Source organism: Sungkyunkwania multivorans, from assembly GCF_042675645.1.
Taxonomy (GTDB): domain Bacteria; phylum Bacteroidota; class Bacteroidia; order Flavobacteriales; family Flavobacteriaceae; genus Sungkyunkwania; species Sungkyunkwania multivorans.
This window is the reverse complement of record NZ_JBHTJH010000017.1, coordinates 1,232,962-1,249,868: the sequence shown is the minus strand read 5'-3', so window position 1 is coordinate 1,249,868 and position 16,907 is coordinate 1,232,962. Positions and strand designations below refer to the sequence as shown.

The 16,907-nt window shown below is 36.2% G+C and carries 18 protein-coding genes; all 18 read left to right on the top strand.

Annotated features, from left to right (window positions below; all coding sequences use genetic code 11):
• Positions 1–3: 3 nt before the first annotated feature.
• The 18 genes from ACFQ1M_RS17055 (at position 4) to ACFQ1M_RS16970 (ending at position 16,873) form a co-directional block, all read left to right on the top strand.
• The gene (locus ACFQ1M_RS17055) at positions 4–999 is read left to right on the top strand and encodes a 2-hydroxyacid dehydrogenase (RefSeq protein ID WP_289194972.1); all 996 of its coding nucleotides are present in this window, start codon (positions 4–6) and stop codon (positions 997–999) included.
• Between the two features lie 30 nt (positions 1,000–1,029).
• Entirely contained in the window at positions 1,030–1,860 is an 831-nt protein-coding gene (locus tag ACFQ1M_RS17050) for a universal stress protein (protein WP_289194973.1), read from the top strand.
• A 3-nt stretch (positions 1,861–1,863) separates the two neighbouring features.
• Complete coding sequence (locus ACFQ1M_RS17045; protein ID WP_386410531.1) at positions 1,864–2,706, top strand: ATP cone domain-containing protein; 843 nt, start codon at positions 1,864–1,866, stop codon at positions 2,704–2,706.
• A gap of 26 nt (positions 2,707–2,732) precedes the next feature.
• The gene (locus tag ACFQ1M_RS17040) at positions 2,733–2,987 is read left to right on the top strand and encodes a hypothetical protein (RefSeq protein WP_210707527.1); all 255 of its coding nucleotides are present in this window, start codon (positions 2,733–2,735) and stop codon (positions 2,985–2,987) included.
• A 14-nt stretch (positions 2,988–3,001) separates the two neighbouring features.
• Positions 3,002–4,378 (top strand): MBL fold metallo-hydrolase RNA specificity domain-containing protein, encoded by a 1,377-nt coding sequence (locus ACFQ1M_RS17035; protein WP_386410528.1) that lies wholly within the window; start codon positions 3,002–3,004, stop codon positions 4,376–4,378.
• A 3-nt stretch (positions 4,379–4,381) separates the two neighbouring features.
• Positions 4,382–5,884 (top strand): thymidine phosphorylase family protein, encoded by a 1,503-nt coding sequence (locus ACFQ1M_RS17030; protein ID WP_386410525.1) that lies wholly within the window; start codon positions 4,382–4,384, stop codon positions 5,882–5,884.
• Positions 5,885–5,892: 8 nt separating this feature from the next.
• On the top strand, positions 5,893–6,786 hold the full coding sequence (locus tag ACFQ1M_RS17025) for a ribose-phosphate pyrophosphokinase (RefSeq protein ID WP_386410522.1): 894 nt from the start codon (positions 5,893–5,895) through the stop codon (positions 6,784–6,786).
• Between the two features lie 44 nt (positions 6,787–6,830).
• Complete coding sequence (locus ACFQ1M_RS17020; protein WP_289194979.1) at positions 6,831–7,433, top strand: hypothetical protein; 603 nt, start codon at positions 6,831–6,833, stop codon at positions 7,431–7,433.
• Positions 7,434–7,439: 6 nt separating this feature from the next.
• On the top strand, positions 7,440–7,733 hold the full coding sequence (locus tag ACFQ1M_RS17015; protein WP_386410518.1) for a phosphoribosylpyrophosphate synthetase: 294 nt from the start codon (positions 7,440–7,442) through the stop codon (positions 7,731–7,733).
• 18 nt (positions 7,734–7,751) lie between these two features.
• Positions 7,752–9,854, top strand: a complete 2,103-nt coding sequence (locus ACFQ1M_RS17010) for a copper-translocating P-type ATPase (protein ID WP_299217739.1) — start codon at positions 7,752–7,754, stop codon at positions 9,852–9,854.
• Positions 9,855–11,084 (top strand): MFS transporter, encoded by a 1,230-nt coding sequence (locus ACFQ1M_RS17005; RefSeq protein WP_386410515.1) that lies wholly within the window; start codon positions 9,855–9,857, stop codon positions 11,082–11,084.
• A gap of 135 nt (positions 11,085–11,219) precedes the next feature.
• Entirely contained in the window at positions 11,220–12,305 is a 1,086-nt protein-coding gene (locus ACFQ1M_RS17000) for a phospholipase D-like domain-containing protein (RefSeq protein ID WP_158447820.1), read from the top strand.
• 82 nt (positions 12,306–12,387) lie between these two features.
• On the top strand, positions 12,388–12,873 hold the full coding sequence (locus ACFQ1M_RS16995; RefSeq protein ID WP_386410512.1) for an asparaginase domain-containing protein: 486 nt from the start codon (positions 12,388–12,390) through the stop codon (positions 12,871–12,873).
• A gap of 11 nt (positions 12,874–12,884) precedes the next feature.
• On the top strand, positions 12,885–13,802 hold the full coding sequence (locus tag ACFQ1M_RS16990) for a LuxR C-terminal-related transcriptional regulator (protein ID WP_062054249.1): 918 nt from the start codon (positions 12,885–12,887) through the stop codon (positions 13,800–13,802).
• A 229-nt stretch (positions 13,803–14,031) separates the two neighbouring features.
• Positions 14,032–14,874 carry an RteC domain-containing protein gene (locus tag ACFQ1M_RS16985; RefSeq protein ID WP_240315480.1) on the top strand — a complete coding sequence of 281 codons (843 nt, stop codon included), beginning with the start codon at positions 14,032–14,034 and terminating at the stop codon, positions 14,872–14,874.
• Between the two features lie 312 nt (positions 14,875–15,186).
• Entirely contained in the window at positions 15,187–15,471 is a 285-nt protein-coding gene (locus tag ACFQ1M_RS16980; protein ID WP_034260619.1) for a helix-turn-helix domain-containing protein, read from the top strand.
• Positions 15,472–15,474: 3 nt separating this feature from the next.
• Positions 15,475–16,227 carry a hypothetical protein gene (locus tag ACFQ1M_RS16975; RefSeq protein ID WP_386410506.1) on the top strand — a complete coding sequence of 251 codons (753 nt, stop codon included), beginning with the start codon at positions 15,475–15,477 and terminating at the stop codon, positions 16,225–16,227.
• A complete protein-coding gene (locus tag ACFQ1M_RS16970; RefSeq protein WP_386410503.1) occupies positions 16,211–16,873 on the top strand; it encodes an ATPase in 663 nt (220 codons plus the stop codon). The genes ACFQ1M_RS16975 and ACFQ1M_RS16970 overlap by 17 nt, the downstream gene beginning before the upstream one ends.
• Positions 16,874–16,907 lie beyond the last annotated feature (34 nt).

The window sequence follows — 16,907 nt, the reverse complement described above, 5'->3', positions numbered from 1 at the left end:
GATATGAAAACAACAATATTCAGTACACATAAATTTGATAAACCTTCCCTTGTTAAAGCTAATGATGGAAAGCACGAGTTGAATTTTCTGGAATACAGGCTTACTAAAGAAACAGCTAGATTAGCAAGAGGCTCAAAAGCTGTCGCACTATTCTCAAACGACAATGCCTCTGCTGAAGTTTTAGATATATTGTACCAACAAGGGATTGAATATATCGTATTGCGCTCAGCGGGTTTTAATCACGTTGATTTAAAAAAAGCTGATAAACTAGGACTAAAAGTAGCTCGTGTACCAGCCTACTCACCATATGCTATAGCAGAACATACTCTTGCACTCATCTTAACACTTAACCGAAAGATTGTTAGAGCGCACAATAGAGTTCGAGAACAAAATTTCTCGCTGAACGGGCTTACAGGATTTGACCTAAACGGCAAAACAGTAGGTGTTATTGGTACAGGAAAAATAGGAGCAGTACTCGTAAAAATACTGCACGGTTTGGGATGTAAGATACTAGCCCACGATGTTTCTGAAGATAAGAACCTGATAGATTTATATGATGTCATATACACCAACTGTACCACCATTTGCAAACAGGCAGATATAATTAGTCTGCACGTTCCATTGACACCATCAACCAGGCACTTAATAGACACAGAACACATAACACTAATGAAAGAAGGTGTTATGCTCATTAACACAAGTCGCGGTGGTCTAGTTGACACCAAAGCCGTTATTGAAGGATTAAAATCTGGCAAGATTGGGTATTTCGGAATAGATGTATACGAAGAGGAAGAAGGTCTGTTTTTTGAAGACCACTCTGATACCATTTTGCAAGACGATGTCATTGCCAGATTAATGACTTTTAATAATGTTCTCATTACTAGTCATCAAGCTTTTTTAACCGAAACCGCATTAAAAAACATCGCAGATACCACAATATACAATTTAGACTGTTTTGAAGAGAAAGTACCTTCTGGAAATGAAGTTACCCTAGACTAAAAAATATACGAACCTATAAACCATCAAAAAATGAGAAACATATTAGTACCAACCGATTTTTCAAAGAATTGCAATAAAGCAGCACAACTAGGTATAGAAATGGCAAAGTTATACAGTTCTGAAATTCACTTTTTACATCTTATGAAAACCCCTGTGGATTGGGTAAAACTGGATAAAGAAAAGGAAAAACGATATCCTGAAACATTAAAGCAAATAGGTAAAGCAAAATCAGCTTTAAGAGAATTGGAGAAAACAGCCGAACGTGAAGGATTAAAGTGTCGCAGGTTCTTACAATTTGACGCTGGTCAAGGCGATATTTTAGACCATTCAGGTCATTACCACCATGACTTCATTATTACAGGAAGTAGTGGCACTAAAGGTGTCATAAGAGAAATTACCGGTAGCAATGTCGAGGAAATTGTACGAAAAGCCAATGCACCCGTAATTGTTGTAAAAGATGAAGAGGTCAACTTTCCGTTTAAGAATATTGTATTTGTTTCAAATTTCGAAGAGAATATAACCGATGCTTTTAAGCAGGTAATATCCATTGCTAATAAATGTGGTGCCCGCATCCACTTATTGCGTATTAATACCGAGACCGATTTCAATAATATTAAACTTGGCCTAGACCCTATTGAAAAAATGTTACAAAACTTTCCGGAGTTGAAAAACTATTCAATGGCTGTGTATAATGAACCCTCAGTTGAAACAGGCATCAATACATTTCTAAAACAACATCCTTCAGATTTAATAGCAATGGTCACACACGGTAAAACAGGATTTTTAAGTCTGTTTTCAAAAAGTATTGCCGAAGGTGTTACCAACCATTCCACTTTACCTGTAATGACAATACATATTTAAGCAATGGACAGCTCAATAAACATAATAAAACACTCGGGAGATATTGTTCCTTTTAATGTTGACAAACTCAAAGATTCATTGCGACGTGCTCAAGCAAGTGAGGAGATAATTCAGCAAATAGTAGCACAAATTGAATCTGCAATTTACAATGGGATTACTACAAAAAAAATCTACCAAATGGCATTTAAAATGCTTAAAGGCAAATCACGTGTAAGTGCTTCAAAGTACAAGCTCAAAAAAGCATTGATGGAATTGGGTCCTTCTGGCTTCCCATTTGAAAAGTTAGTGGGAAAACTATTGGCACACGAAGGATTTGAAACCAAGGTTGGTGTGATTGTACAAGGGAACTGCGTACAGCACGAAGTAGATGTAATAGCCCAAAAGGATAATTACCATTATATGATTGAGTGCAAATACCATAGTGACCAAGGTAGGTTTTGTAATGTCAAGATTCCCTTGTACATCCATTCACGATTTTTGGATGTTGAAAAACAATGGGAACATCAAAAAGGTCACGAAGCTAAACTACATAAAGGCGGTGTATATACCAATACACGATTTACTACGGATGCAATACAGTACAGCAAATGTGTTGGATTGTTATTGACAAGCTGGGATTATCCTATGGGAAATGGTTTAAAAGACAGAATAGACAAGTCCGGATTTCATCCCTTAACAGCATTAACGACAATAACCAAATCCGAAAAGACAAAATTATTGGATAAAGGAATTGTACTCTGCAAAGAGCTTAGCGAAACACCTTCTTTATTAAATGAAATCGGAATAGATAAATCAAGGCAAAAAAAGATTTTGGAAGATTTAGAAGCGTTGTGTAAAAACCATTAAAAAAATAAACTTTTAAAAATAGTCATATGAAAACTGAAGAATTAAAAAAACAGAACAACATAGATTTTGAGCCTTTTTACGAAGCATTGGAAGACGACCCAATACTGCTTGAAGAGGCCTTGGAAATACTATTGGATATGGTAGACTTTGAACCTAAATCTATAAAAAAGGTAGCACTCTATATCAAAGAGGATTCACGAAATCTATATAATGAAGTGATAGCGTTATACAAATCGACCGAAGATAAAGGAAGCACACCTTCCTGTTGTGGTGGGCACTAATACATAAGAATACGATGAAAAACAATAAAATCAACATCCACTTTTTGGGAGCGGCCGGTACTGTAACCGGTTCAAAATATTTAGTGGATACGGGAGAGAGAAAGATATTGATAGACTGCGGACTTTTTCAAGGGCTGAAGGAATTGCGCCTTAAAAACTGGGAATATCCACCCGTTGAAGTTTCAGAAATTGATATGGTTTTGCTTACCCACGGCCATATGGACCACACAGGGTATTTACCTCGATTGGTAAAACAAGGGTTTAAAGGCCCGATTTACGGCACAAATCCCACCTTGGACATTGCAAAAATCATTTTGAACGATAGTGCAAAAATCCAAGAGCAGGAAGCCGAACGCGCCAACAACGAAGGCTATTCCAAACATAGCCCGGCAGAACCGCTTTACGATTTAAACGATGTTGAAAAAACCCTTCCACATTTCAAGGGTGTGCCACCTGCGCAATGGATGCCATTGATGAAAAATATAAAGGCTAGATTTCAGTACAATGGTCATATTCTCGGTGCTACTTACATCGAGTTGGATATACACGGAAAACGTTTTGTCTTTTCGGGAGATATTGGAAGAACCAATGATTTATTGCTCTACCCACCACTAAAACCAAAAAAAGCGGATGTGCTTTTCATTGAATCCACTTATGGCGGAAGATTTCATCCAGATGAAGTAGAAGCACTGCCACAGATTGAAAAATTGGTCAACGATACCATCAATAGAGGTGGCAGCCTGTTTATTCCAAGCTTTTCGGTAGAACGTGCCCAATTGATGATGTTGATTTTTTGGAGATTGCTAAAAGAGAACAAAATACCGAAAGTACAAATGATAATGGACAGCCCAATGGGAGCGAATGTACTCGAACTCTTCCACCGTACAAGGGATTGGCACAGATTAGAGGACAATGAATGTGATGAAATGTGCTCACATTTCACGGTTGTAAGCAGTTATCGTGAAACAATGGAGTTAAGAACAGACAACAAACCAAAAATCGTGATTGCAGGAAGTGGAATGCTTACTGGTGGAAGAATGCTCAACTATCTCGAAACACAAGCACAAAATCCGAATAACACTTTGCTTTTTGTGGGGTATCAAGCTGAAGGAACTCGTGGAAGAAAGCTATTGGAAGGCGAAAAAGAACTCAAGGTGTATGGAAAATGGGTGCCGTTTCATATGGAAGTAGCCGAAATTGAAGGGCTCTCGGCACACGCAGACCACACAGAGCTTATGGATTGGATGAGCAAAATAAAAAATAAACCAGAGCGGATTTTCATTGTACACGGTGAAAAAGAAAGTGCAGAAGCACTACAAAAAGGTATCAAGGAGACCTATGGGTGGAATGCTGAAATCCCGCAATTATATAGCATTGAAGAAATAAAATAAACTATGGAACAACATTCAAATATATTAAAATACAAACATCTTGGAATCTACACCCAAAACGAAAATGTGGTGTATATGCGTGAAGACTGCCACGTGTGTATTTCAGAAGGTTTTGAAGCATTAACACGAATAAGGATATCCAATGCAAGCACCTCAATCGTTGCAAGTCTAAATGTTTTAAATTCTGATGTCCTGCTTCCCAACGAAATCGGGCTATCGGATGCTGCCGCAAAAAAGTTGAATGTTTCCGACAATGACACCTTGTACGTTTCCCATTTAGAACCTATAGAGTCGTTAAGCCACGTCAGGGCTAAAATCTATAACCAAAAACTAGATTACAACGCCTACAACCAAATCATAACCGATATAGTTGAAGGCGACTATTCCAACATACACCTTTCAGCATTCATTACTGCCTGTGCAGGAGACCGAATGGATATTGATGAAATATCCGACCTCACAAAAGCTATGATTGCCTCGGGAAAGCAATTGAATTGGAATAAAGACATCGTTGTCGATAAACATTGCATTGGCGGATTACCCGGTAATAGAACCACACCCTTGGTAGTGGCCATTGTAGCTGCTTATGGACTTACAATGCCAAAAACGTCCTCGCGAGCCATTACTTCGCCCGCAGGTACAGCAGATACTATGGAAGTTCTGACCAATGTTACGCTCTCTTCCGAAGAAATAATGGCTGTGGTAGAAAAAGAAGGAGGTTGTTTTGTATGGGGTGGTACAGCGCAATTAAGCCCTGCCGATGATGTACTGATTAAGATTGAGAAGGCCTTGGATATAGATAGTGAAGGGCAGCTCATAGCCTCGGTACTTTCAAAAAAATCTGCGGCAGGTTCAACCCACGTTGTTATAGATATTCCCGTGGGAGAAACTGCAAAAGTTAGAAGTGAAAAAATGGCACAAAAACTAAAAAACCATATGGAAACAGTCGGTAACGCTGTTGGGCTTAATGTGAAAGTGGTCATTACAGATGGTACGCAACCTGTAGGGAGAGGAATTGGCCCAACTTTGGAAGCCATCGATATACTAAAGGTTTTGAAAAATGAGACAGATGCACCAATCGACCTTATGGAAAGAGCATTGCTTTTGGCTGGCGAATTAATAGAGCTTTCGGGGAAAGTCGAAAAAGGAAAAGGGACGGAAACCGCCAAAGAAGTGCTTATATCTGGTAAAGCTTATGAAAAATTCCTTGCCATTTGTAAAGCCCAAGGCCACTTTTCAAAACCTGTTTTAGCACCTTATAAAATTGAAATCAGAGCAGAAAAATCAGGCAGTCTAAAGCGTATTGATAATCGAAAAATAGCAAAGCTCGCCAAACTTTCGGGTGCCCCTCAATCTAAATCTGCTGGAATTTTATTGAATGTGCATTTGAATGATAAAATTGAAAAAGATGACTTACTATTCACGCTTTTTGCAGAATCGCAGGGTGAATTAAATTACGCCTTAGAGTACAAGAACAGTCATAACGACATTATAACTATTAAATAAAAAATAAAATGAAAACTATACTATTTAGCCTTCCGGGAAACGAGGAATTAACAGAGCTAATGGCAATAAAAATGAATGCTGAAGTGGGAAAGACCACCTTACGAAAGTTCCCTGACGGCGAATCCTACACGCGCATATTATCTGACGTAAAAGATAAGTGTGTGGTCTTGGTCTGCACCCTACACGACCCTGATAAGAAATTATTACCACTATATTTTTTAAGCCATACAGCAAAATCATTAGGTGCTATGTGTACTTGTTTGGTAGCACCGTATTTGGCATATATGCGACAAGACAAGATATTTAATGAGGGTGAAGGCGTTACCTCTACCTATTTCGGGAAGTTAATTTCCGGTTTTGCTGATAGTATTACCACTGTTGACCCTCACCTACACAGGATACACTCATTGAGTGAAGTCTATAACATTCTAAACAAAGTCATTCACGCTGCAGATGACATTTCAAAGTGGATAAAAGAAAATATTAAAAACCCAGTATTAATAGGTCCGGATTCCGAAAGCGAACAATGGGTATCTGAAGTAGCTAAAAACGCAGATGCACCATTTACCGTCTTACAAAAAGTACGTCACGGTGACCGCGATGTAGAAGTTTCTGTTCCTGATGTAGATAAATATAAAGATGCCACGCCTGTTTTGGTTGACGATATTATCTCAACAGCTCGTACAATGATTGAAACCGTAGGTCACTTGAATAAAGCTGGAATGAAATCGCCAATATGTGTGGGCATTCACGCTGTTTTTTCAGGCAATGCCTATCAAGACCTAATGGATTCTGGCGTTGAAAAAATAGTGACCTGCAATACTATTCCACATCCTTCAAATGCAATTGACTTGAGTGATGTTATGGCAAAAGAAGTTAAGAAATTGATGCATCACATATGATAAAACAAAGCTATATACTGTTCCTTATTCTATTCAATGTCCCAATGAATGGACAAACTGAAATGCTCATTGGGCAAATCTCAGGCAGGACGGTAGCACGCGAAAATTTTGATGAAGATGGTGTGTTGCTTAACAAACAAACGTTTGAAGCTGGAAAAATAATAGAGAAAAAGGGATATTATCAAATTGAGGTTGTAACGGAATTATTTGATGAAGAAAAAAAACCTACAGAAAAATATACTACGACCTATCGATGTAAACCTGATGAAACAAGCATTATGGTAATGGCATTCCCGTTTGCAAAACCCAATTCTAAAGAAACCGAAATCAATAGCTCAACTAAAAACTTTACTAAGTTATACGACCTAGTCAATCTAAAAGATATTGAACTAGAAATGAGTTTTGATTCTGGCTTACTGAACTTTTTTGGTTCTAGAAGCCTTATTAGAATATATGACCGTCAATTGAATACCGACAAAGCAAATATACAAATCGAGTCAAAAATAAATATTAAGGCCTATGCATTGGGTATCCGTATCAAACAACTCAACTATACTGTTATTGAAGAATTAAACAATAACAATTTGTTAATATTTCAGAAATTCACCGAGGTCGATGGGAGCTATTTTACAATGACTTATAACTAAAACAAAATGAAGAATTACGATACGCTTTCAGAAGCAATTAACGATTTAAAACAAAGAGGCTACAGCTACGATTTTAACGTAAAGCCTACGTGTTTGGAATGTGCCTCACTTAAAATCGAAATTAAACCTGAAGATTTTAAAGTCGATGAGACCCATCGTTTTGAAGGTATGAGCAGTACCGATGATAATAGCGTACTGTATGCCATATCATCTAAAGATGGTATTAAGGGCGCTTTGGTGGATGCCTATGGGGTCTATGCAGAAAACATTTCTGAAGCAATGAGAAAAAAATTACGATAACACTTAAACTTTATAATAATGGAAAACCACGAACATCACAATCACGAAGAAATGGACCATTCTAAAATGGACCATTCAAAGATGAAGCACAAAAAAGAAGACCACTCTAAAATGAACCACGGAAGCGGTGGTCATTCTGGTCATAATCCTGGTCACGGTCAAATGGGTCACGACCATCACAAAATGATGATTGCCGATTTTCGAAAACGGTTTTGGGTAACTCTTGTTCTTACCGTTCCAATTCTATTCTTATCCCCAATGATTCAAGAATTTTTTGGATATGAATTTCTCTTACCAGGAAACCCATATATCCTATTTGCACTTTCCACCGTAGTGTATTTCTATGGTGGCTGGCCATTTTTAAAAGGATTTTGGTCAGAAATAAAGAAGGGTTCACCAGGAATGATGACCCTAATTTCTATGGCTATTAGCGTCGCCTACTTTTATAGTACCGCTACAGTATTCGGTTTACGTGGTGAAGATTTTTTCTGGGAACTTTCAACACTAATCGCAATTATGCTTTTAGGTCATTGGATAGAAATGAAAAGTGTACTAGGTGCATCAAAAGCCCTACAGCTATTAGTAAGTATGATGCCCGCCGAAGCCCACAGGGTAAAGGGTGATACTATAGAAGATATTCCCTTGGAAGATTTGTTAAAAGACGATGTGATTTTAGTAAAGCCTGGTGAAAAAGTTCCTGCTGATGGGATTATAGTAGATGGTTCGAGTTACTTAAATGAATCAATGCTTACAGGGGAATCCAAACCTGTAAAAAAAGATGAAAATGATAAAGTAATTGGTGGCTCGGTAAACGGCAATAGCACCTTAAAGGTTAAGGTAGAACATACAGGTAAGGATAGCTATCTCAATAAGGTCATCAAAATGGTTGAGGAAGCACAAAAGACCAAATCTAAGATGCAAAACCTTTCAGACAGGGCTGCAAAATGGTTAACCTACATTGCTTTGGCTATTGGTTTTGGAACATTGGCTGTTTGGCTCATTTTAGGCTTTCCTTTTGTATATGCCTTAGAGAGAATGGTGACGGTTATGGTTATTGCTTGCCCGCACGCATTAGGACTTGCCATTCCGTTAGTTGTTGCTATATCTACCGCAGTATCTGCCCAAAATGGCTTATTGATAAGGAATCGAACAGCTTTTGAAGAATCCCGAAAAATATCAGCTTTATTGTTTGATAAAACTGGAACATTGACAAAAGGTGATTTTGGTGTCACAAGGGTTGAATCCACAAACCAAGATTATTCAACAGAAGAAATCTTAAGGCTTTCAAGTGCTTTGGAACAGAGCTCGGAACATCCTATTGCAGTTGGAATTATAAAAAAGGTCAAAGAAGATAATATTACAATTCCTAACCCAGAAAATTTCAATGCCATTACAGGTAAAGGTGTAGAAGCTAATGTTGAAGGAAAGCAAGTTAAGGTAGTAAGTCCTGGATATTTAAGAGATGAAAAAATCACTATTCCTGAAGATGCTTATAGTGACGCTGCTGAAACTGTTGTGTTTGTATTAATCGATGGTCAGCTAGCAGGATACATCGCTCTTGCTGATGAAATAAGACCAGAATCTGCGGATGCGATTAAAGTGTTCAAAAAGAACAACATCAAGGTATTGATGGCTACTGGGGATAACGAAAAGACAGCTAAAGCTGTAAGTGAAAAATTAGGATTGGACGGTTACTACGCAGAGGTGTTACCACATCAAAAAGTGGAAATCGTAGAAAAGCTTCAAGCAGAAGATGAGTTTGTAGCAATGACAGGAGATGGCGTAAACGATGCACCTGCTCTTGCCAAAGCTAATGTTGGAATCGCAGTAGGCTCTGGTACCGATGTAGCAGCAGAGACTGCAGACATTATTTTGGTAAACAGTAACCCTCAGGATATTGCCAATCTAATACTATTTGGAAAAGCAACCTATAACAAAATGATTCAGAACCTGATTTGGGCAACGGGATACAATGTTGTAGCTATTCCTTTAGCGGCTGGCGTACTATATTCTTCAGGGTTTGTTTTGGGACCAGCTGTAGGAGCAGTATTTATGAGTTTGAGTACGATTATAGTGGCTATTAACGCGCAATTATTGAAGCGAAAAATTGGTAAAAAGTAAATGGATAGGAAAGAAAAACTCAACAGAATATTTTTAATCCTATTGAGTTTATTTGTAGTAATGTTAGGGTATGGTATTTTATTACCAACCCTTCCCTACTATACCGAAAGATTAGCTTTAAAAGACAATCTCGATACTGACCTTATCAACTTCCATATTGGACTGCTAACGAGTATTTATCCGCTTTTTCAATTAGTATTTGTAGTGGTTTGGGGCAAGCTATCTGATAAATACGGACGTAAACCAATTATAATAATAGGTCTTATTGGTTTTGTAATAATGCAATTACTTACTGGTCTTGCAACATCGCTGACTATGCTGTATGTTGCACGCATATTTGGTGGCATATTCACATCCTCTGTTATTCCCGTAAGTAATGCTTATTTAAGTGATATCACTTCAGAAAAACGAAGAACGAAGATTATGGCTTGGTCTGGAGTTTCAATAAGTTCTGGTCTTATTTTTGGTCCCGTAATTGGTGGTTTCTTATCACAAACAGATTTACATTTAGAATATTCGTTTGGACAATTACACTTAAACCAGTTTTCTATCCCTTTTGTTTTTGTTGCCATAGTGGGGTTAATGGTATTGTTTATAGTAGTTAAATGGCTTCAAAATTCAAAGCAAGTCAGTAAATTCAAATCTAAGAAAGTAATATTTCATTTTTCGTTTAGCAGGTATTTTGTTGCTCTGCTGTTACTCTCGTTTGTGATACAATTTGTAGTAACCTTATTTGAAACAGTCTTTTCAATCTATGGTAAAGATGAATTAGCATTTAATAGTAACCAAGTAGGCATTGGCTTTATGCTTTGTGGATCAGTAATGGCAATTTTGCAACCAGTTTTTGCCAGTTATGGCGAAAAGATCTTATCAGCAAAAAATCAAATTACTTTAGGGCTACTAATATCTGGAATATCCTTAATTATCTTTCCATTTTTTAATAATGAATTCTTGGTCTATGGTTTAATTGTTGTTTTTGCCGCGGGTGGTGCCATGGTTACACCAAATTTGCTCTCGGCAGTTTCTTTGATATCAAAGAAAAATACAGGAAGAAATATATCCATACAAAGTTCTACTAATAGCATCGGTCAAATTTTAGGACCAATTATAGGAACGTGGTTAGTTGCTGGTGGATTTTATTATCCTTTTATAATTGCTGGTGTTTCTATTTTACTGACTCTTGGATTGATTTTACCTTCTTTAAATCTCGATAAATTGAATAAAGAATGATTTCAAAACGAATATTAGATTTTTAGCTTACAAAACATAAAAGTTATAAAAAACAACGGTAGACAGATGATAAATATGCTTTTTAAGGACAATGAAAATATAACGCTGATACATTCTGGTGACGAATATTTCATTATGATGAAAGAAATCATTGAAAATGCGCGAGAAGAGATTCATTTACAGACTTACATCTTCGAAAATGATGAAACAGGAAATGATATAGCAAATTGTTTAAAAGAAGCAGCACATCGAAATGTGAAGGTTTATATTCTATTAGATGCTTATGGCAGTTCGTCACTTACTGATAATTTTACAAAGGACTTGCAACAGAATGGAATATTTTTTCGATTTTTTTCGCCGTTATTTTCTTTCAACAATTTTTATTTAGGCAGAAGGATGCATCACAAAGTAATTGTAGCTGATGCTAAAATTGCAATGATAGGTGGAATAAATATTGCAAATAAATATCGCGGTAAAGAGAGTGATGAGCCTTGGTTAGATTATGCTATAAAATTAGATTGCCCAGCGGCACAAGATTTACAAAAGCTATGTCTAGATTATTTCTTTAAAGATGGAAGTTCAAAAAAAATAAAACCTGTGTTACATTCTGCTGGAAAAACACTTGTTGGAATTAGACAAAACGATTGGCTCAAAAACAAAACAGAAGTATGTGACGCTTATATAAATTCTATTAATCAGGCCAAGAATGAAATAGTTATTGTTAGTTCTTATTTTCTACCAGGAAGAAGACTAAACAATACTATAATAGGTGCTTGTAAAAGAAAAGTAAAAGTAACGCTAATATTAGCAGGAATTAGTGATGTGCCTTTAATACGTAATGCAACCTCTTATTTATATTCATTGTTTTTAAAACAAAATGTGCTAATATATGAATGGAATAAGTCTGTTGTACACGGCAAAGCAGCTGTGGTCGATAACAAATGGTCCACAATAGGCTCATTTAACCTCAATGACCTTAGCTGCTATGGAAGTATAGAAATGAATGTTGAAATACATTCTCAAGATTTCGCAGAAATCCTGCTAAAAGATTTTGAAGATATAATAGAAAAATGCAATCAAATCACCAATACTAAACTAAAGAATAGAATAACTACATTAAATAAGTTAAAAAATTGGTTAGCCTATCACATTGTTAGAACGGCACTACACATTTTAACTTTTCTACCACATATAAAATTACTTGAAAAGCAACATTTTTAAAAAATGAGAGCCCTGTTTTTAGTCAAAAGCTTATGTTAACTTTAAAGAATTAGTTTCTATGAATTCTCAAAAATCTATTAAAATGATAAAAATATTAACTACAGGTGGCACAATTGAAGGTATAGATTCTGTAGATGAAGACGGAATCAAAACATCGAACCTAACTATCGAAGATTTATTAAGCAATGCCAATGTTGATTTTGATTATTCGATTGAGAGTATCTTCAGAAAGGACAGCAGAGCTATTGATGAAAATGACAGGGCACTTTTAGCAAGAAAAATAAAAGAAACTAAAACGACTAAAATATTGATAACGCATGGCACTTTCACTATGGAAGATACCGCAAAATACATAGGAAAACTCAATCTTGGTAAGACCATTGTCCTAGTTGGGTCTTTTATTCTAGGGACATCAAAAAATACCGATGCCCCATTTAATCTAGGTTTTGCAATAAGCTCATTACAATTTCTAAAACCAGACGTTTATATAGCTATGAACGGACAGATTTTTCAATGGGAAAATGTTACTAAAAATTTAGAAACCAACAAATTTGAGCATAATGCATAACAATATAAAAGATGTTTGGAACTTCAATACATTGGACTACTTTTTTCTATCTTTTATTAGATACGGTCATTGTATTGTTTACACTTTACTATTCAACACGAAAGTATTCCAGTGGTTATAAAAGGTTTTTCTATCTGGGCATCCTGTTTATAACATACAATCTAACAGGTGGGTTCTTACCCATTGAAAATTTCCCAGGACCTCTCATTCTTCAATATATAATAACTTATGGTGTTGCTATAGCGTTATGCGTTTATATCGTTTACTACTTGTACAAGGAATATGATATTGTGGTTTTAAAATATAATTCTTCTATACGAAATTTAGCAATTTTAGTCTCAGCAAGTTTCATCGTTCTATTCCTAATCCCGTACTTCTTTACACATTCGTTGAACTCTTCAAGATTGCTTTTCACAATACCAATCTCGATAATTGCCTTTTTATTTTTAGGGATGTTTTACGAGAGGATTTCTAATCCAAGTAACCCAAATGAATATATATTACGTCGTAACAGATTATCAATGGTTAGTGTGGCAAGTATAGCTCTGCTACCCGTACTGACATTTATTGGAGATTACCAATGGTTGACTTTTACAGTTATGAATGCCTCTTTCTACGCTATTACTATTATTGAGATTGATAGACATATTTATTTTTTAGAAAATAAGACTAAGATGTATGAAGTATTCGCAATGAGCAAAGAACAGGCAATCAACTCAGCCGATGTAAAAATTATTTATGAAAATTTGACAAGAAGAGAAATAGAGATTACCTTGTCCATTCTCGGCAATCTTAGTTATAAACAAATTGCCAAGGATTTATTCATTGCAGAAAGTACAGTGTCAAAACACGCCTCTAACATCTACAAAAAAACAGGCGCAAAGAATAGAAGGCAATTTATTTCTCGCTACAGAAAAAAATCGAAATAGCGCTATTCTTAGGTTTACAGTATTTACCGTAGGAATATACGGTTGATTCCGTACATAACTACGGAATAAAATACGCTTCTTTCAAAATTATGTTAGTACTTTACGATTAGTTCTTTAGCTCATTCTTAGTGTAAAACTTCTATTTTTAAAGTATGGTACTACGCATAGATACCAAAGAATTCTAACAACTAAACTACCCAAACCTAGATGGACTTAACTGTATTTATGGATGCAATTGGATTTAAAAACATTATGCGAAAATCTTCTCGAAGAGTTGAACGGGATAAGGCTCGAAAATCTACCGATTTTGGAGCAATCTTATCGTTCTATAGAGTTAAGTAGAAATTTACTTAGTGTTTTCAAAAGAGAAATTTTGGTCAATGATTTTGAAAGTGTCGATAAAGAAATAATCTTTTTCAAGAAAATTAAGCAAATACCATTAGTCAAGCTTATTTACTTCTCTGAGATTCATTCTTTTGAAATTCAATTCCCAAAAGCGGACAGAGCTGCCCAGTTAAAATTTGTAAAAAAGAAGATTAACAAATTAAATCGATTTTTCCTTTATAATCTTGACTTCGGTCAATATGTAAAATCTGGGGCAACTCACTTCGATAAAGCTTATTATACCAGAAGCCATCTTGATATTTACCATATTACTACTTCCAAATTTTATTTTCAAGACCCTGATTTTTGTACACCAAGAGATATGCTTTTGGGAAAGTTCAAGGCGTATATTTCTCTTATCAACTATATGGACCAAAAGAAACATTCTATTAAAAATAAATTGAACGGTAATAGTGTGAATATAAAACCTACGGAAAAAATTCCTTGGCCATTCACAAATACGGATTGGGTAGAACTTCTCTATGCATTATCTGCTAGTGGAATTGCGAAACAAAAAGGTCTTAGTATTATTAGAATATCTAAAATATTGGAAGAGGTATTTGACTTTACCCCAAAGGAAATCTACAAAACCTTTCAAGACATCAAAAACCGCAAAAATAGCCGGACATTGTTTCTTGACCAACTGACTGCCTCACTTCTTTCGGAAATGGACAAAAGTGAGGAATAGTTATTCGTTTGCCCTTCTTTTATTCTTTAAAATAAGACCGTACTACGGTTGACCTACGGTAATCACATTGTACACCTGTTTTCCATAAATTTTGATACAATTTAAAGGTCTCTTAATTACGGAAACTCAAGAAAACAGCACTAAAACAAATCAAATTTCAAGATGTTAAATTTTGACCGTAGTACGGTTGTACTGGGGAATAAAATCCATTAAAGCTATTCAAATTTGTAGAACGAAAGTCAAATCAGGTTAAGGGCTATCAAATTAAAATATTGAAACCATGATAGCTCTTTTCTTTAAAACCGTTCTATTATGCCGACAAGTATTATTACAACAGACGACCTTCGGGAATTCAAAATGGAATTGCTCGATGACATTAAAAAATTATTATCCAAACAAGCTACTGGGAAGCTCAAAAAATATCTAAAATCTTCTGAGGTTATGGATGTGCTTCAGGTAAGTCCAGGCACATTACAAAACCTTCGTATCAACGGAACACTACCATATACCAAGGTTGGTGGCATCATCTACTACGACGCTGAAGAAATCCAAAATGTGATGACTGCCAATCGTGTACAACACGGTCTTAGCTCTTAGGGTATGAACTATATAAAGCTACTTAACGCGGCTTTTGAGAAGTTCTATTTTGATGACCGCCTAAATCCCACCCATATCAGTTTGTATATGGCACTGTTCCAAGAATGGAACAGTTGCCGTTTTATGGATGAATTCTACGTAAACCGTAGGGAACTAATGCGCTGTGCTAAAATCGGTTCAAAATCTACTTACCATAGATGCATTGTGGATTTAGATACTTGGCAATATCTGTCCTATTATCCTTCCAACAATCCTTACAAAGGTAGTAAAATCAAGATGTCCATAATTGGTACAAGTAGCGAACCAGTTATGGGACAGTACCATCCCGAATTAGAACTGCTTGCAGAACAGTACTACCCCAGAGGTGTACCACTAGAGGGACACCACCATCCCATAAATGGACAGGTTGTAGACCCACACCATCCCATAGGTGGACAAGCATTGGTATCTACTACAAACAATATCAAACAAGAAAACTATACAAAACAACCAAAGGGCTGGCAGGCCGTAATTGATTTTTTTGTTGAAAACGGTTTTAATGCTGATGAAGGAAAAAAATTCTATGAGCATTATGAAACTAGGAATTGGCAAACGAGCGATGGTAAGGCAATTCGTGATTGGCGGGCTCTAGCCACGAATTGGATGGACAGAACAGAATTATTTGATGAGGAAAACAAAGCAAACAAAAACCAAGCGTCCCAAATCAAGGACAACTTGCGAACCACTAAAAACAAAGATTATGGACAACCCCTCTAAAATTACCGAAGGTAGCGTAGAATATTCGCTAGGAAAATTTGACGGCAAAAGCGTTGTCTATGACTTTCCAAAAATTTTGATTTACCTGAATGCAAAAGGAAAACTATTGTTCGGCAAGAAATTCAGAATCTATGAAGAAGACAAAAACATGCTGCTTAAACTTTGTTCATATTTCATTAAGGATAAAGAGAACTGCGCTACCTACGGTATTGACATTGACAAAGGTATTTTACTTTCTGGACCTGTTGGGTGTGGTAAAACTAGCCTTATGAAATTACTACGCCACATAGTTCCAATGCATCGCCCTTACGAAATGATTCCCTGCCGGAATGTAACTTTTGGTTTTAACCACCTTGGCTTTAAAACTGTTGAAGAATACGGCAACACTAAATTCTATTGTTTTGATGATTTGGGCGTTGAACCGGCTGGACGATTTTATGGAAAAGACTTGAACGTAATGGGTGAGGTACTCTTATCCAGATATGAACTCTATCTCGATACCAAACACAAAATCAAAACTCACGCTACCACAAACCTAAATGCTGAAGAATTGGAAGAACGCTATGGAAATCGGGTTCGTAGCAGAATGCGAGAACTGTTTAATTTGATTGCCTTCGATAAAGGTGCTGGTGATAAGAGGAAGTGATATGGAAGTTAAACTAAAGGATTAATTACAACCA

What these genes read in the sequence shown, in the direction of transcription:
- ACFQ1M_RS16990 (WP_062054249.1), top strand. Translation starts at nt 12,885, where the DNA reads ATGTTTGGAACTTCAATACATTGGACTACTTTTTTCTATCTTTTATTA.
- ACFQ1M_RS16985 (WP_240315480.1), top strand. Translation starts at nt 14,032, where the DNA reads ATGCAATTGGATTTAAAAACATTATGCGAAAATCTTCTCGAAGAGTTG.
- ACFQ1M_RS16975 (WP_386410506.1), top strand. Translation starts at nt 15,475, where the DNA reads ATGAACTATATAAAGCTACTTAACGCGGCTTTTGAGAAGTTCTATTTT.
- ACFQ1M_RS17005 (WP_386410515.1), top strand. Translation starts at nt 9,855, where the DNA reads ATGGATAGGAAAGAAAAACTCAACAGAATATTTTTAATCCTATTGAGT.
- ACFQ1M_RS16995 (WP_386410512.1), top strand. Translation starts at nt 12,388, where the DNA reads ATGATAAAAATATTAACTACAGGTGGCACAATTGAAGGTATAGATTCT.
- ACFQ1M_RS17040 (WP_210707527.1), top strand. Translation starts at nt 2,733, where the DNA reads ATGAAAACTGAAGAATTAAAAAAACAGAACAACATAGATTTTGAGCCT.
- ACFQ1M_RS17045 (WP_386410531.1), top strand. Translation starts at nt 1,864, where the DNA reads ATGGACAGCTCAATAAACATAATAAAACACTCGGGAGATATTGTTCCT.
- ACFQ1M_RS17035 (WP_386410528.1), top strand. Translation starts at nt 3,002, where the DNA reads ATGAAAAACAATAAAATCAACATCCACTTTTTGGGAGCGGCCGGTACT.
- ACFQ1M_RS16980 (WP_034260619.1), top strand. Translation starts at nt 15,187, where the DNA reads ATGCCGACAAGTATTATTACAACAGACGACCTTCGGGAATTCAAAATG.
- ACFQ1M_RS17000 (WP_158447820.1), top strand. Translation starts at nt 11,220, where the DNA reads ATGATGAAAGAAATCATTGAAAATGCGCGAGAAGAGATTCATTTACAG.
- ACFQ1M_RS17050 (WP_289194973.1), top strand. Translation starts at nt 1,030, where the DNA reads ATGAGAAACATATTAGTACCAACCGATTTTTCAAAGAATTGCAATAAA.
- ACFQ1M_RS17015 (WP_386410518.1), top strand. Translation starts at nt 7,440, where the DNA reads ATGAAGAATTACGATACGCTTTCAGAAGCAATTAACGATTTAAAACAA.
- ACFQ1M_RS16970 (WP_386410503.1), top strand. Translation starts at nt 16,211, where the DNA reads ATGGACAACCCCTCTAAAATTACCGAAGGTAGCGTAGAATATTCGCTA.
- ACFQ1M_RS17020 (WP_289194979.1), top strand. Translation starts at nt 6,831, where the DNA reads ATGAATGGACAAACTGAAATGCTCATTGGGCAAATCTCAGGCAGGACG.
- ACFQ1M_RS17010 (WP_299217739.1), top strand. Translation starts at nt 7,752, where the DNA reads ATGGAAAACCACGAACATCACAATCACGAAGAAATGGACCATTCTAAA.
- ACFQ1M_RS17030 (WP_386410525.1), top strand. Translation starts at nt 4,382, where the DNA reads ATGGAACAACATTCAAATATATTAAAATACAAACATCTTGGAATCTAC.
- ACFQ1M_RS17055 (WP_289194972.1), top strand. Translation starts at nt 4, where the DNA reads ATGAAAACAACAATATTCAGTACACATAAATTTGATAAACCTTCCCTT.
- ACFQ1M_RS17025 (WP_386410522.1), top strand. Translation starts at nt 5,893, where the DNA reads ATGAAAACTATACTATTTAGCCTTCCGGGAAACGAGGAATTAACAGAG.